A 15,003-nucleotide genomic window follows, 5' to 3' on the forward strand; every position below is an offset into this window, starting at 1 on the left:
ATGCTTTTCGATAATAGATATCGAAGTATTAGTTTGTTTTTGCAGCTGAAATGGCATCCATAGCACGGTTTAAGACAGCCAATTGATCGTCAATTGTTTGAATTTTTTCCGCTTTTTCTTTGCTAGACATCTTTGAATCGTTGCTTAAGGTAATACGCTCTTTAAACAAAACAAGCTGACGAATAGGTAGTAATTGGTCATCGCTAGAGGCTTTGAATGGTGCCCACTGTAATTCTTCTAGCACTGCAAGCTCATGGGTGTCGTTAGTTTTACCGTAGCTCATCATGAAGTTGTAAACTTTGCCTTTAACGCTTTCAGGTAAGTTTTTACGCCATACAATTGGATCAGAAGGAATCAAAGGTGATTTCCAGATTATTTTTACTTTGTCATATTTGTCTGGGTGAGTGACCTTGATGCGAGCGACGTTTTCAGTGTTGTTTGTTGCTACATCAACTTGTCCAGAAGCAACCGCCAGGAAGTTACTTTCATGACCCGCATTCGTCATGCGTTTGAAAATTTTCTTTGGGTCTACTGCGTTTTTGGCAAATACGTAGTAACTAGGTACTAAGAAGCCAGAGGTGGAATTTGGATCACCATTACCAAAGGTTAATTCCTTGCTGTATTTCAGCATGTCATCAATAGAATTGATTTTGGTGTTATTTTTATTGACCAATAATAGGCTCCAATAACCTGGGTTGCCTGTTACATCTACAGTTTGTGCAAAGATCTCACCGCCAGAACGATCTACGGCTTCTAAAGCTGACTTATTTCCTAACCAAGCGATGTCTACTTTATCGAAGCGCATTGCTTGGATAATGCCCGCATAATCAGATGCAAAGAAGGGTTTCACTTCCATGCCTAATTTTTTAGACATGTCATCTAAAAATGGTACCCAAACGGTTTTCAAGTTCTGCGACGATTCAGTAGAAATGATACCGAAGTTCAAAGACTTCATATCCTCTGCTTGTGCTGTGAATGGGACAGACAGGAGTGTCGCGAACATAGTTGCAGACACTATTTTTGTGAATAACCTTTTCAATTTCATAACGTAAACTCCAACAATTAATTGATTATTTAGTGATGCATTGCATGATTTTCTTCGGTGGTTTTCAGTTTGTTTCTTGAGTGCTGTAATTCAGTTAGTCCAGTGTTATTTGAATCTTTTGTTTCAAAATCACTGATAGGTGACGGTCCTTGTTGAACGCCATAAAGTGCGGCAAGCTGCTCTTCGTCTAAGTGTTGTATTTTTTGATCAAAAAAGACTTCGCCATTTTGTAACGCTACGGCGCGTTGACAGTATTTTTGTGCGTAGTCCACTTGATGTAAGGTGACTACAACGGTTATGCCGTCTTTTTCGTTAATGTCTTTAAGAAGCTGCATAACGATACGAGAGGATTCAGGATCGAGAGAGGCGATAGGTTCGTCGGCTAAAATGACTTTTGCTTTCTGCATTAAGGCACGAGCAATGGCGACGCGTTGCTGTTGGCCGCCAGATAATTCTGAGGCACGTTGCAGAGCAACATTTTTCAGCCCTACTCGTTCAAGCGCTTCAAGGGCCATGTGCTTCTCTTCAGCTGTAAACCAACCTAATAAGCTGCGGTAGGTGGGAATACGGCTAAGTCCGCCAATCATCACATTGGTCAATACGCTTAAACGACTAACCAAGTTAAATTGCTGAAAGACATTGCCTATTTGAGCGCGAGAAGTACGAATATTTGAATCCAGCTTTCCTTTCTGCTGAATAGTATTGCCGAGCACCTTAATGCTTGAATCGCTGTGCTTGTCTGCAAGCGTTAACCCTGAAATGTGTCTCATTAGGGTCGACTTTCCAGAACCTGATGGACCAATAAGAGCGATCATCTCACCTTGTTCAACTGATAAGTCCACATGCTTTAATGCATGAATGTCTTTAGTGAAATGTTTTTTCACACCAGTGATTTCTATGATGCTCATTTAATAACCTCGAATTAATTGGATACGCGATAAAGCGTTTCTGATGAGGCGATATTAGGTAGGTTTTGTGACAGTTTCGTTATCTAGATAAGTCTAAAAAATGACCATTTTATGACGAAGTGATGACTTCTGGTGTACGGTGAAAAACGATTGAGATTTTGTTTCTAACTTGTCTAGTTAAGAGGTTGAAAGTAAAAAGCAGTGAGGGTAGCCGCTTAGCTTTTTAAAATGACTTCCTGTCTAGTGGTATGAGAGGCAATGTTTTTTGATAGATGGCATGAGCTTTAGAAAAATAAACGTCTTGAATTAACATAAATAATATTCAATTTATTTTAATTTAGTCAAAATGAGTTAGGAAAAATGAACAAAAGAACGTTTTTAACGGTTTTGTCCATGCTCGCTCACGAACTCTAAAAAGGCTTGGTTGGCTTTCGACAGGTAACTGTCTTTGCGCCATGCAATACACAGATCTAACCAGATAGGTGGATCAAAAGAGCGAGTAATAAGCTGGTCGTCTTCTTCTATGACCATAGCCAGCAGAGTAGAAATGCCGAAACCTTGTCGGATGATTGATTTAATTAAAGGGATGAGATTCGTTTCGAACCCTATTTTAGGTGTCATATTCGCTTCTTTTGCTAATTTATCCACAATGCGACGATGGAAGTAACCCTCTTTAAACATCACCAGTTCTTCTTCAAAAAACGCCTTAGGCGGAATTTTATCTAGTTCACTAAAGGGGTGATCATTGGCGATGGTTACTAACATTTCACCACGTACTAGAGTTTGAGTTTCTAAACTGTCTGGTAAGGTTTCAGCAACAATAACACTGAGGTCTAGCTCACCATTTTCGAGCATTTTTTGCAGCTCCCAAGTGCCACCTTCAATTACTTTTAAGGTAATGCTTGGGTAGTGATGTCGAAACGCCATTAATATGGATGGAAAGTAATAAGAGCCCAACATGCTGGAAATGCCTATGCGTACCTCACCTTGGTTTAGACCTTGTAATTCCATCATTTCTAACAAGGCTTCGTCGGTTGCTTGGATGATTTTTTCAGCGTGAATAAGGAGTTTTTTACCTTCATCTGTCAGGCCAACATTTCTATCCGCGCGATGAATTAAGATTAAGCCTAAATCGGTTTCCAGTTTTTTGATCGCCATACTAACAGCTGGTTGAGCAACGCCCAGTTGCTGAGCGGCCTTGGTAAAACTCTCTGTTTTTGCAATGGCGATAAAATAACGCAGTGGTTTAATATCCATCAATAATCCTTATGGATTGTATAAGCTAGATATATTTTATTGATAATTTAGCTCGGCGTATAGTAGGCGAATTATATTAGTTTGTTTTGGGTTTTATCCCTGTGGAGTTGACGTTGATAGAAGCTGGTAGTTCAGTATTTTGGCGAGGTACTTTTGCGTTAGTGATTGGCTCGTTTATGGTATTTGCTAATGTTTATGTGACGCAACCTTTATTGCCAATGATAGCGAATGAGTTTTCGATTAGTCCGCTTCAGGCCAGCGCCAGTTTTACGATCACGACATTAACCTTAGGTATTTCTCTGCTTTTCTATGGGCCAATCTCAGATGCCATTGGCCGCAAAGGCATTATGGTGATGACCATGGTCGGAATTACCATTACTACTTTTTGTCTTTCCTTGGTACAAAGTTATGAATTCTTGTTGGCATTGCGCGCCTTACAAGGTTTCTTCTTAGCTGGATTGCCTGCGATTGCTGTGGCTTACTTGGGGGATGAATACACGCCAGAAGCCTTAATGATGGCAGTTGGTTTGTATATTAGTGGTAACAGCCTAGGCGGCATCGGCGGTCGTCTGATTGGCGGTTTTGTTGGTGAATGGCTAGGACGGTCAGCCACTTTTGCTGTGATGAGCGGTATCAGCTTGATTTGTCTCTTAGTGTTTTTTTTCTTATTACCCGCTTCCCGCCATTTTGAACCCAAGCCGTTACGAGTCGGGCATATTTTAAACAATATGAAAGGCCACTTACGTAATCGTCGATTGCTGACCAGTTATCTGATTGGTGGTTTCAGTTTCTTTATTTTCGTCAATCAATACAGCTACATTACGTTTGTGTTGGAAGCCGCGCCTTATAATCTTTCTGCAAAGTACGTGGGTTTGCTCTTTTTGACTTATTTATCCGGCACACTGGGTTCGGCTATTTCTGGAAAATTAGCCAAACGTTGGGATCAGCCTAACATCATGGTATTGGGAACCTGTATTTTAATGGTTGGTTCATTTGTGACACTTGGCGACTCATTATTTGCCATCATAACGGGTTTATTGATCAACAGTTTTGGTTTCTTTTTAGGGCATTCTACAGCCAGCAGTTTTGTTAGCCGAAATGCAAAATACGCTAAAGCCAGCGCGTCGTCCTTGTATCTGATGTTTTACTACCTTGGTGCAAGTCTTGGTGGGTTTTATCTTGATCCATTTTGGCAAGCGGGTGGTTGGACTGGCGTGATCATTGGTTCTTGGTTGGTATTGATTCTAGTGGCTTTGGCTGGTGTGAGTTTGATTAAAGATAATAAGCGAATTTCACAGGTCGAAATGACCAGTGAAAGATTCTAGACGGTTAAATTTACCAAGCTGAGTATTTAACAGGAAACATCCTTTGTTGCTCTTTCGATCAATCTTGTTACTATTGGCGCATATAGTCGGGGGGCCGTAAGGCTGAGAGTGCATTTTTTTGCAGACCCGTTGAACCTGATTCAGTTAACACTGGCGTAGGGAACTATAAATCTTGTTATTGATGATTTGTGATCCTATTCCTATCTTAATGTAACTCGATCTAGTTCCAGAACGTCCGTTTTGGAGCTTTTATGTCGAGTCATACTGCAACCCCTTCTGCTACGTTTGTATCTACTCCCGTTGTTCTGACGATTGCAGGTTCCGATAGTGGCGGTGGCGCTGGCATTCAAGCCGATATCAAAGCCATGTCTGCAACGGGAAGTTATGCTTGTTCAGTCATTACGGCAATTACTGCCCAAAATACCCTTGGCGTTTCCGCCATTTTTCCAATTCCCTTAGAGCATGTCGAAAAACAGCTCGACGCTGTTTTCACGGATTTAAATGTCGTAGCCGTTAAAGTCGGGATGTTGGCCGACAGTGAGACGATCAAATTAGTGGCGGCTAAGCTCAAACAATATCATCCTGAATTTTTGGTTGTTGATCCTGTGATGGTCGCAACCAGTGGGGATTTGTTACTAAAAACATCTGCCATCGACACGTTGAAATCCGAACTTTTACCTCTCGCTGACTTAATTACACCCAACCTTCCAGAATCCGCGGCTTTGACAAATTCTCCGCTACCAACTGATGACTTATCAATGCGCGCTATGGTCGAGAAATTGCGTCAGCTTAATTTGAAAGCAGTGCTGCTTAAAGGTGGGCATTTAGAAAAAGAAGACAACAGCACGGATCTTCTTATCTTTGATGATCGAATCGAAGAATTTACAGCCAAGCGCATTCAGACTCTCAATACACATGGCACAGGTTGTACTTTATCTTCCGCTATTGCTTCCTATTTAGCGCAAGGGAATGACTTGTTGCGAGCGGTTAAGTTAGGCAAAAACTACATTTCACATGCCATTGCTCATGCTGATGAATTGCAGATAGGCCAAGGCTATGGTCCAGTTAATCACTTTTTTAAAGGTCATCGGGATATTGTTTGAAAAAAGGCTTAGAGTGGCAATCTTAATCCCTTCCTCATTCTTATCTCGTTTCTCGTTGGTATCCGCTGAAATTTGGCAGTACTGTATCTAGCAAGATAGCGCTATTGCTAGATATTATTGTATTGGTTGAGAGGAAAAGCATGAGAAGTCTAAAAGAACAAACGGATGCGAAAGTAGCAGAAGGTCGCGCCGCCAAACCAGACTTTATGAAAGGCGTAGATGACGTCATCGAGCAAGCCAAACGCTTTGAGCAAGGCGCTGATGCTATTGCATTAGGTGATCAAGCGCCAAATTTTGAACTGCCCAATCAAGAAAACCAAGCAACGTCTTTGGCGGATTTATTAGAAAAAGGCCCAGTGGTTGTCACTTTTTACCGTGGTAGCTGGTGTCCATACTGCAACCTACAGCTTAGAGCCTTACAAGCACGTTTAAATGACATCCATGACTTGGGTGCCGAACTTATTGCCATCAGTCCACAAGTACCAGATGACTCATTAAGCAAAGACGAAATCAGCCAAATGGGCTTTCAAGTATTGTCAGATCAAAGTGCAAGAGTTTCTGTGGGGTACGGCGTGGCATGGGAAGTACCTGAGTTTCTACTAGAACATATGCGAGTGGATCGTGGTCTTGATCTTGAAACAGTTAATAATGGCAACGGTAATGTGTTACCTATTCCTGCAACCTTTGTTATCGGCCAAGATGGAACGGTGGTGTGGCGTTTTGTCGATGTGGATTATCGTACTCGTTCAGAGCCAAGTGATATCATCGAAGCATTGCAGAAACTTGTTTAAATTTCTTTAGTAACTTCGATATACTAGGCTGGTTGCATGGCATCAAAATCTATTCTTATATTTGATGTCAAGTAACTGGCTGAATCCCATACTGCCATTTTTTCTTCTGATCGCCTGAACAATACCCAGTGCCAGAAATTCTTTCCACCTTCTTGATGGTGCTTAATCGATAGCAAAGCTAAATTGGGTAAGATAGACCATGATTCAAAAGGTATTTCATCAGGAGAAGTTTGATACTGCGAAAGCAGATAAAAGCTTTCTCACATAGCGCGTATCAGACCAAAGAGACTCATCAGACGCATAAATTCCCATATTGTTAGCAATGGTTTTCATTTCGGAGTAGTTTTTTCCAACAATGTTAGCCACGGATGCAATACCACAGCCAGTGGTTTCTTCTTGAATAACTGGTTTTGAAATATACCTTTCCATCTTTCATTCATCTTGTGTTGAAGTTTGAATCTTATTGCATTCTAAAACCAACAACCATGTTGATTTTATTAGATAAAAAACGGTGAGACTAGAATGATTAAGGCTTTAGTTAGAGCTTTTCATAAAGAATATGCTGGTTCCCATACCGACGAACAGCCCACCACTAATACGAGTAAACCATTTAATGTTGCTTGGCTTAGACAGGCTTCCTTTAGCTTTTCTAGCTAGAAAACCATAAGTGGTAAGAGATAAGAATGAAAACGCCATAAAGATGAAAGTCATCACAATAAATTGAAGTGAGATCGGTTGGCCAGTGTCTAAAAACTGTGGGAATAGAGCGGTAAAAAATAAGATAGGTTTAGGGTTAGTCGACGCAATAAAAAGACCTTCCTTAAAAAACGGAAAAAGCTTTAGAGGTTCTTTTGAATGAGGGCTTTCTGATTGATTGCCTTTAGATTCAGAAGTCGAAGGAAATAAAGAACTTCGAGAGTGACTACGAAACTGTTTTATTCCTAAATAGATTAAATAACACGCCCCAGTAATTTTTAACCCAGTAAACAAGGTTGAAGAAGCTAATAAAATAGCGCTTAAACCACTAATAGAAACAGTAGATAGAAAAAGCAGTCCAAGGCTGTTTCCTACAGCAGATACCATTACTGGTTTTATGCCATTAAGTGCTCCATTGTATATTGCCAAAAATACTGCTGGTCCTGGGCTAATAATGTAGAAAAAAGCCACAACAATATAGAGGGCCAACATATCGTAATTCATTTTTTCTATCCTTATTATGAAAAAAAGTAGTAGAAGGTTAATTTATTTTCTAATGATTAATAGGCCAAGACAACCAAGGTAAACCGAGGTGAAGGGCATCAATTAATTGATCTTTGGAATGGCTATGGTAGCCGTAAACACGTACGCCAAATATATGTAACATGATGCTGGCAGCTTTAGCTTTCGCTACATTTTCAGTGTTGTTCTTTAGAAAACTTGCAAAATAGAGCGATTCAACTTTCCGTAAGCGCTGCGAGACATGGTCTTTTAATTCCGTTTGCTGTTCACTTAACTCAAGTTGGCTTTTGACTAAAAAACAGCTGCAGTATTCAGACTGACAAGACTCTTCAACAAACGTCATTAGAATATGAGGCAGGGCCTCTTCTGCTGATTGGTACTTATCAAGGGTGGCTTCTAAGTTGTCTAAAGATTGCTGAGCATAATAATCCAATGATTCTTTGAATAAGCCTTCTTTGTTGCCAAATGCCAAATAAATACTGCCAGGCTTTAGACCCGTTAGTTCAACAAGAGTTTGCATAGATGTAGCAGTGTAACCCAAGTGCCAAAAAGCATTGGTCGCACTTTCTAATACCTTTTCCTTGTCAAATCGTACTCTAGCCATAAAAGTTTACTCTGCCGATTCTGTCATTTAATGCAAATTTTGTGAGTTTTTATGCAGTATAGCGGCTCGATTAAGGTATCTGCAACTTCTTGAATGAATGCTCAAAAAAGTACTTGAATCATTATTTCATAACTGTTTGAATGATCATTCAAGTTAATTCTATCGATTCATGAGGTTTTACCATGTCATTACAAGATAATATTGCAGAATACAAAGCAGCGTTTGTTCAGAAAGCGCCACAAAATGTTCAAGAGCTTATGAAGCAGGTAACACAAGAACTAGCAGATACTGGCATTGTTGATAAAGCGCCAAAAGTATCAGATAAAATTCTGCCATTTTCTCTATCAAATCAGCATGGCGAAACGGTTAACTTAGAAGCGCTATTGGCAAAAGGCCCAGTGGTTCTAACTTTCTACCGTGGTGGATGGTGCCCTTATTGCAATCTAGAACTAAAAGCTTTTCAAGATCAGTTAGCGAACATCAAAGGAGAAAACGGCACCTTGGTTGCTATTACACCTGAACTTCCTGACTCATCATTATCTACTGCAGAGAAAAATGCCTTAGAGTTTGAAGTATTGTCAGACGTGAATTCAGACTATGCGAGAAGCCTTGGTCTTGTATTCTCTCTTGCTGAAGAACTACGTCCAATCTATCTATCTTTCGGCATCGAAGTTGAAAAACACAATGGCGAAGGTCAGTTTGATCTACCGTTAGCGGCAACATTTGTGATTGCGCAAGATGGCACTGTTGCTAGTTCTTTTGTAACGGCTGACTACACTGCTCGACAAGAGCCAGCTGAGGTTGTTGCTGTCCTAAAAACGCTTTAATTAAGATAGCGCTTTTTTAAACATTAACTTTCATGGGTTTGAAAAACCAAGACAGTTCAAAAGCCAGTGTGGATAAGTTCCACATTGGCTTTTTTGTTATTTGTAATGATGTTTTTATACGGAGGGCAAGGTAAATGCTGTCATAAATGGTTTATTAAAATTAACATAGGCGGCATGAAACATAGAAACGTTTTAAAGTAGAGTAAATTATGAATACAAAAATCTATAAAGAAGTCCTTTTTTTAGCAAAAGAGCTAATGAGTTGTGCTCATAAAAAAGACCAAGTAAATTTCGATACTTATTATGAAGAATTAAAGCAAATTTGTGACGAGAATGACGGTACAGATAAAGATCACCCAGTACAGTGGGAAACACTTGCAGATTTTACCGATGACATAGAACTCGCCATTAGTATTTACGACACAGCTTTTAAAAAAGCGGAAGCAGTTAACTCAAAAGATTATTTGTCATCTATTTGCTTTTCAGCGGCACTATTGAAAATAGAGTTTGGAGATAGAGCAGGGGCTATTGAGTCTTTGGAAAAAGCCAAAATCCACAGTAATAAAATCATTGATAAAGAGCTAAAAGCTGAAATTCATGATTTGTTAAAAGAGCTGCAAGAATCGTAAGGTTTCACACTTTCTTTAAAACGCTATTTAGAGTGTGGCTTTAAGCAAAAAAACTTACAAGACAACTAGAATGTGATGTGGAAACTCGTAAAACAGCATGTTTTTTCTTTTCTAGTTGTTGGTTGCTGTGTGTGAAAGGGTTAAACGGTAAACCACTCTGCCAATCGTCTTGATACCAGTCTAGCAGCGGAAGAGTCCGCTTCAGACTCACGGATTAAGGCTGACCAACCTAGATCAAGCTTTTCTTCTCCTAAACTAATAGCCGATACGGTCTTATTTTTAATAGCTGATTGAACCGCCCATCGAGATAAGATACTGATACCAAAGTTTGATGCGATAAGTTCGATAACGGCATCAGTGACTTCCACGACAGTGACCATGTGAGGAACAACACCAGAAGGACGAATGAAGCGCTCGTATTCAAACCCAGGCTGTGCTGATTTACTGTAGGTCAAATAGTCTTCACTTTCTAAATCGATGGCTTCAATAAAAGGCTTGTTGGCTAGTTTGTGCTTAGGGTGCGTGATTAAAACAAGTTCATCCTGAAAAACAGGAATAGAGTCGATGCCGATAGTTGCCATATGCCCAGGTGCTAAAATTACATCTACATCGCTGTGTTGAAGGCTTTTAAGTGGATTTTGTGTAGCGGACGCGACCAATTCCAACTGAATATGAGGTTCTTTTTTTGACATGACGTTTAAAAAAGAGGGTAACCAGTGATAGCAGCTATAAGCTGCGATACCAAAACGCACCACGGTGGTTTTGTTATTTGTCATTTGTTGGAAATCAAATTCAGCTCGCTGTAACGCAGGAATAATCTGATTTGCTGTCTGTGTCATGGCACGGCCTGAGGGTGTTTTCCTAAGCCGACGGCCTTCGCGTTCAAACAGAAAACCTCCCAAGCGTCTTTCTGCTTCGGCAAGTCTATGACTTAATGCAGATTGAGTTATACCTAGAACATCCGCTGCCTGTCTTAAGGTTCCTGTTCTGTCTATCGCATTGAGCATTTCCCAATGTTTGATGTCTAGCCTCATAAATTTTGCCTTATCTTTAACTATTTTTGAGTTTTTCATTTGCCGTCTATATATGCATAGTATTAATCAATAAAGTTTATTATTCATTATTTTTTTAATCAGTGGTGCGTTACTGTTTTGTTTCAAATTAATGGAATGATATCGAGATGATTCGTAAATCTACACTGGACGGACAGTATTTGGTTTTAATGGCTGCTTGCTTTTATGGATTAAACCCGTTTTTTGCTCAACAGTTATTTAAAGACGGTTTAGGTGCTGAAATGGTCAGCCTGTATCGTTTTATTTTACCAGCGATGTTCTTCATTTTTTGTTTACGTGTGCCGAGAGCAAATAGAGCGGAAGTTTCTAGAAGTTTATTGTTAGGGTTGGCGAGTGGTGTTTCTATTTTTGGGTATTTTCATGCATTGGACACCATTCCTGCAGCGACTGCGATTCTTATTTATTACAGTTACCCCTTTTTTAGTGTCTTGATTGGTTGGCTGATTTTCAAAAGGACACCGTCGCAAAATACCTTGGTATCCGCAGCGCTAGTGCTTATTGCTGTGTCTTTAACGATACGACCTGAATCCTTACCTGAAGAGGCCTTATTCGCGGTTGTTGCTTGTTTTCTAGCACCTTTGGCGGTTGCGACCCAGGTCCAATACTTATCTAACCCCAAACAAAAAATACCAACTCGTAGCAGAATGGCATGGATTACCATTGGTCATGTTCTGGTGTTATTGCCGATTGCACTCTGGATTGGTCCCGTACAAATATTGCCAGTCTCTTTTGTAGGTATGCTTTCTGTATTAGGCATTGCTTTGTTAGCGGCTGTGATTCCTCAGTTGTTATTTATGTTGGGAGCGCCAAAATCATGTGCGGATAGGAATGCCTTAACGGGGTCTCTAGAGTTGGTAGTTGCATTAATAACGGGTGCTGTTTTATTGGGTGATCACTTAGACAGACTTGAAATGACGGCTATGGTATTAATTGTGTTGGCATTATTTATTAAACAAGTGAAAAGTAAGCCTATTGTAGAAACTGCGTTACGAAGCGGACATCAATAATTTCCAATAAGAAGCTATTGTCACAACGTAAGGTTGTTGTCACAACTGAAATGCTTTGGCTGTTGAGTAATTGGGTCTATAAATGACAGTTCTTTTGCCAGCAACTGCAACGGAGCTTCATAATTGTCTACTGACTCTGGCTGTAACTCGGCTCCTAGTGGTAAGTAGTATTTGTCATTTAATATAGGCCAGCCCAGTGTTTGCATATGGAGGCGCAGTTGGTGTGTTTTACCTGTTACTGGGAATAACGTAAATAGAGCTTTTTGATCTGTGTGTTGTTCACATCGAATTACCGAATGACTGTTGGCTTCCCCTTCTATCACTTTCATTAGAAAGCGTGGTTCAGATTGTACAATACGATTCTTAACCTCCCACTCTTTACTTACCAAATCCTTTTTTAAACTGTCGTCGATGCCCGCAATCGCTTGATACTTTTTGTGTATTTGTCGAGTCTCAAACAAATGATGATAATCATGGCGGGTGTCTAGATTAGTAGAGAACATAACTAAGCCTGCAGTCACTCTGTCTAAGCGATGCAAAGCTTGTAGGTTCTCGATACCAGTGTGGCGACGTAAACGGTTTTGCAGGCATTCATTCACATACATTCCACCAGGTGTAACAGGGAGGAAGTGAGGTTTATACGCCACTAAAATATGTTCATCCTGAAACAATACGATTTCTTCAAAAGGAATAAGAGGTTCATTTTGAACCTCTCTGTAATAATAGACACGTTGCTGAGGCTGAAAGAGGGTTTGTGCCGTTATTAATGAACCATCGTGCCAATGTACCTTACCGTCAGTCATGCGTTGCTGCCAAACCTGAATATCAATGTAGGGGAATTTAATGATCAGGTATTCCAGCACTGTGGCGACGCCGGGGTTCGTCTGAGGTAAACTTAACTTTGATGGTTTTTCTGACATTACCATGTAGCGACCCAAACCTTCGTCTATAACGTGTGATTAATGGTGACTATACCATGAGCTTGATTGTACGAGCTTGTGATAAGTGTTTCATGAAGAACTAAGTGTGTTTAATCAAGAGCCAAAATATGCAGCGTCCTACTAAGGAACAGATAAGAGAGTTACCCATGTATACGGGACTTGATCTATTAGATATTAAGATCATTGAAAATGAACAGGATGCTGCCGAGGCATTAAAAGCGTTAGAAAACGAAGTGTGTTTAGGGTTCGATACCGAAAGTAAACCAATTTTTCGCAAAGGCGAAGTGAGCCCAGGACCATCGTTAATTCAACTGGCGACCCAATCTAAGGCGTATTTATTCCCCACTCGATTTCCTGCCGCTGTAAATGCTGTCCGAGCCTTATTAAGCAATTCAAACATCAAAAAATTTGGTTTTGGACTGAAAGGCGACAATAAAGAACTGCGCAATAAGTTAGATATAGAAATAAACAATACGGAAGATTTATCTGTCACATTAAAAAATTTAGTAGATGAAAAAAATAGCATAGGGGCAAGAGCAGCTGTCGCTATGGTATTAAATACACGATTAGGGAAGGGCGCTCAAAAATCTAATTGGGGTGCGTATCCACTTAAAAATCATCAGGTTTTGTATGCAGCAAATGACGCTCACTGTGCGATTTGTATTGTCGCTGAGTTAAGAGCGAAAGGTCTTATTGTAAAAAATGATTAAGACGAATATTACATAGGATTTTATAATCCTTCGACACTAACAGATCATTTTTTAGTGTCTGATTGGTATATCAAAAAGATAAGGAAAAGAAGTTTATGCAAGTGTCGAAAAAGGAAGGCAAGGTTCTTGATGGCGCAATTAAAAACTGGCTTGAAACAGACATTATTTCTGAATCAGAAAGTGAGAAACTTCAATCTTCTTATGATGTCATCCCATTTGACTGGAAGCGAGTCGCCAAGTATTCATTTTGGGTTGCGATCATTTGTATTGTTATTTCTGTTGCCTCTGTTCTTGCTAATGAGTGGGTTATTGATTTGTTTATGTCTTTATTTGATATGAATGATTTTGTCAAAAGTCTCTTGTTTTTTGCTCTTTCTGGAGGCTTATATTTTCTTGGTATCAAAAGAAAATATAAATACCCTGAGAAAATTTACAGTAATGAAGCCATTTTCTTTTTAGGTATCCTTACGACAGCTGGCTCTATTGCTTTGCTAGGCAATGCAATGGACACAGGAACAGGTCATTTCTCTCTTCTTCTTTTGCTTGCCGCTCTTGTTTATGGGTTGTTAGGTTTGTGGTTTCCTTCAAAGCTGGTTTGGCTATTTTCGTTAATATCACTGGGCAGTTGGTTTGGTGCTGAGACAGGCTACTATTCTGGTTGGGGGGCTTATTATCTTGGAATGAATTATCCCCTGAGATTTATTCTTGTTGGTTTGGTGTTGATTTTTTGTGGCTCGTACATATTTAACCACTGGCAGAGTAGATGTGAATTTGTAAGACCAACAAGAGCGATTGGTTTGCTCTATTTGTTTATTGCGCTTTGGATTTTGTCTTTGTTTGGTAACACTGCATCATTTTGGCATAGAGCAGAGCATTTTGAGTTATTTGGTTGGTCACTCTTATTTGCTGTGGCGGCTTGTGCCTCTATTTATCATGGTGTGAAACATGACGATGGTATGACCAGAGGGTTTGGTTTGACCTTTCTCTTTATAAACCTCTATACCAAGTTCTTTGAATATTTTTGGGAAGACACTGATAAGGCGATATTCTTTACTATTTTGGCTTTAAGTTTCTGGTATTTAGGAGCAAGAGCAGAAAAAATATGGCAAATGAATGCGGTCAAAAGCAAAGTAAGGAAGGCACTTTGAGCCAGTCTAAAATAACATTTTTTGAACGTTTCGAAGCCGATATTATGTCTGGCAAAAAAACGATTACTATTCGAGATGAATCAGAAAAAGACTATGCACCAAACAGCATAGTGCAAGTCTCTACGTATGAAGATGATCGTTGGTTTTGCGAGCTAAAAATACAATCGGTTGAAACCGTAAATTTTAATGAATTGTCGGACTTTCATGCTAAACAAGAAAACATGACACTTCTCGAATTGAAAAACGTTATTCAAGAAATTTACCCAAATATAGAAAGGCTTTATGTGATTTCCTATGAACTGATTCGGTAGCTTCTTTTGCATTATTTCATTTGAAAGTTTTTTAAGTGTGGCTTTGAGGAATTTTACTTTTTATTTCAGTCTCTTGGGCATGGAATCTGCATATAGACTTTGTCAA

Annotated in this window: 17 protein-coding genes and 1 riboswitch; of the genes, 9 read left to right on the plus strand and 8 right to left on the minus strand. The window is 39.7% G+C overall.

The genetic code is table 11. The features are described 5' to 3' along the window. Positions 1-28 precede the first annotated feature (28 nt). From phnD to IF202_RS09765, 3 genes are all read right to left on the minus strand, one after another. Entirely contained in the window at positions 29-1,045 is a 1,017-nt protein-coding gene (gene phnD / locus IF202_RS09755) for a phosphonate ABC transporter substrate-binding protein (RefSeq protein ID WP_191594721.1), read from the minus strand. A 29-nt stretch (positions 1,046-1,074) separates the two neighbouring features. Next, the gene (gene phnC, locus IF202_RS09760) at positions 1,075-1,953 is read right to left on the minus strand and encodes a phosphonate ABC transporter ATP-binding protein (RefSeq protein WP_191594722.1); all 879 of its coding nucleotides are present in this window, start codon (positions 1,951-1,953) and stop codon (positions 1,075-1,077) included. Between the two features lie 378 nt (positions 1,954-2,331). Continuing rightward, positions 2,332-3,210 carry a LysR family transcriptional regulator gene (locus IF202_RS09765; RefSeq protein ID WP_191594723.1) on the minus strand — a complete coding sequence of 293 codons (879 nt, stop codon included), beginning with the start codon at positions 3,208-3,210 and terminating at the stop codon, positions 2,332-2,334. A gap of 113 nt (positions 3,211-3,323) precedes the next feature. On the opposite strand from IF202_RS09765, the gene IF202_RS09770 reads away from it, so the two are divergent. The 3 genes from IF202_RS09770 (at position 3,324) to IF202_RS09780 (ending at position 6,429) form a co-directional block, all read left to right on the plus strand. Next, a complete protein-coding gene (locus IF202_RS09770; protein WP_191595150.1) occupies positions 3,324-4,535 on the plus strand; it encodes an MFS transporter in 1,212 nt (403 codons plus the stop codon). 77 nt (positions 4,536-4,612) lie between these two features. Beyond that, positions 4,613-4,714: riboswitch (TPP riboswitch) on the plus strand. A gap of 72 nt (positions 4,715-4,786) precedes the next feature. Continuing rightward, positions 4,787-5,638: a bifunctional hydroxymethylpyrimidine kinase/phosphomethylpyrimidine kinase gene (thiD, locus tag IF202_RS09775; protein ID WP_191594724.1), complete on the plus strand. Its 852-nt coding sequence runs from the start codon at positions 4,787-4,789 to the stop codon at positions 5,636-5,638. A gap of 140 nt (positions 5,639-5,778) precedes the next feature. Next, positions 5,779-6,429 carry a peroxiredoxin-like family protein gene (locus IF202_RS09780; RefSeq protein WP_191594725.1) on the plus strand — a complete coding sequence of 217 codons (651 nt, stop codon included), beginning with the start codon at positions 5,779-5,781 and terminating at the stop codon, positions 6,427-6,429. Positions 6,430-6,648: 219 nt separating this feature from the next. On the opposite strand, the gene IF202_RS17700 is transcribed toward IF202_RS09780, so the two are convergent. The 3 genes from IF202_RS17700 to IF202_RS09795 all read right to left on the minus strand — a co-directional run bounded on the left by IF202_RS17700 (position 6,649) and on the right by IF202_RS09795 (position 8,251). Then, positions 6,649-6,858, minus strand: a complete 210-nt coding sequence (locus tag IF202_RS17700) for a hypothetical protein (protein WP_328797216.1) — start codon at positions 6,856-6,858, stop codon at positions 6,649-6,651. A 105-nt stretch (positions 6,859-6,963) separates the two neighbouring features. Then, on the minus strand, positions 6,964-7,629 hold the full coding sequence (locus IF202_RS09790) for a LysE family translocator (RefSeq protein ID WP_191594726.1): 666 nt from the start codon (positions 7,627-7,629) through the stop codon (positions 6,964-6,966). A gap of 49 nt (positions 7,630-7,678) precedes the next feature. Next, complete coding sequence (locus IF202_RS09795) at positions 7,679-8,251, minus strand: TetR/AcrR family transcriptional regulator (protein ID WP_191594727.1); 573 nt, start codon at positions 8,249-8,251, stop codon at positions 7,679-7,681. Positions 8,252-8,433: 182 nt separating this feature from the next. Between IF202_RS09795 and IF202_RS09800 the strand changes: the two genes are divergently transcribed. Next, positions 8,434-9,078, plus strand: a complete 645-nt coding sequence (locus IF202_RS09800; RefSeq protein ID WP_191594728.1) for a peroxiredoxin-like family protein — start codon at positions 8,434-8,436, stop codon at positions 9,076-9,078. Positions 9,079-9,287: 209 nt separating this feature from the next. Continuing rightward, positions 9,288-9,707, plus strand: a complete 420-nt coding sequence (locus IF202_RS09805; RefSeq protein WP_191594729.1) for a tetratricopeptide repeat protein — start codon at positions 9,288-9,290, stop codon at positions 9,705-9,707. A 140-nt stretch (positions 9,708-9,847) separates the two neighbouring features. Here IF202_RS09805 and IF202_RS09810 read toward each other — a convergent pair whose 3' ends face one another. After that, positions 9,848-10,780, minus strand: a complete 933-nt coding sequence (locus IF202_RS09810; protein ID WP_235963445.1) for a LysR family transcriptional regulator — start codon at positions 10,778-10,780, stop codon at positions 9,848-9,850. A 107-nt stretch (positions 10,781-10,887) separates the two neighbouring features. Between IF202_RS09810 and IF202_RS09815 the strand changes: the two genes are divergently transcribed. After that, a complete protein-coding gene (locus tag IF202_RS09815; RefSeq protein WP_191594730.1) occupies positions 10,888-11,787 on the plus strand; it encodes a DMT family transporter in 900 nt (299 codons plus the stop codon). 20 nt (positions 11,788-11,807) lie between these two features. Here IF202_RS09815 and IF202_RS09820 read toward each other — a convergent pair whose 3' ends face one another. Beyond that, on the minus strand, positions 11,808-12,713 hold the full coding sequence (locus IF202_RS09820; protein WP_191594731.1) for a pseudouridine synthase: 906 nt from the start codon (positions 12,711-12,713) through the stop codon (positions 11,808-11,810). Positions 12,714-12,874: 161 nt separating this feature from the next. Here IF202_RS09820 and IF202_RS09825 point away from each other — a divergent pair, with 161 nt between their 5' ends. The 3 genes from IF202_RS09825 (at position 12,875) to yqfB (ending at position 14,897) form a co-directional block, all read left to right on the plus strand. Then, entirely contained in the window at positions 12,875-13,438 is a 564-nt protein-coding gene (locus IF202_RS09825; RefSeq protein WP_235963447.1) for a 3'-5' exonuclease, read from the plus strand. Between the two features lie 95 nt (positions 13,439-13,533). Continuing rightward, a complete protein-coding gene (locus tag IF202_RS09830; protein WP_191594733.1) occupies positions 13,534-14,586 on the plus strand; it encodes a DUF2157 domain-containing protein in 1,053 nt (350 codons plus the stop codon). Beyond that, on the plus strand, positions 14,583-14,897 hold the full coding sequence (gene yqfB / locus IF202_RS09835; protein WP_235963448.1) for a N(4)-acetylcytidine aminohydrolase: 315 nt from the start codon (positions 14,583-14,585) through the stop codon (positions 14,895-14,897). Before IF202_RS09830 ends, yqfB begins: the two co-directional genes overlap by 4 nt. Positions 14,898-15,003: the final 106 nt, after the last annotated feature.

This window comes from Marinomonas colpomeniae, from assembly GCF_014803385.1.
GTDB classification, from domain to species: Bacteria; Pseudomonadota; Gammaproteobacteria; order Pseudomonadales; family Marinomonadaceae; genus Marinomonas; species Marinomonas colpomeniae.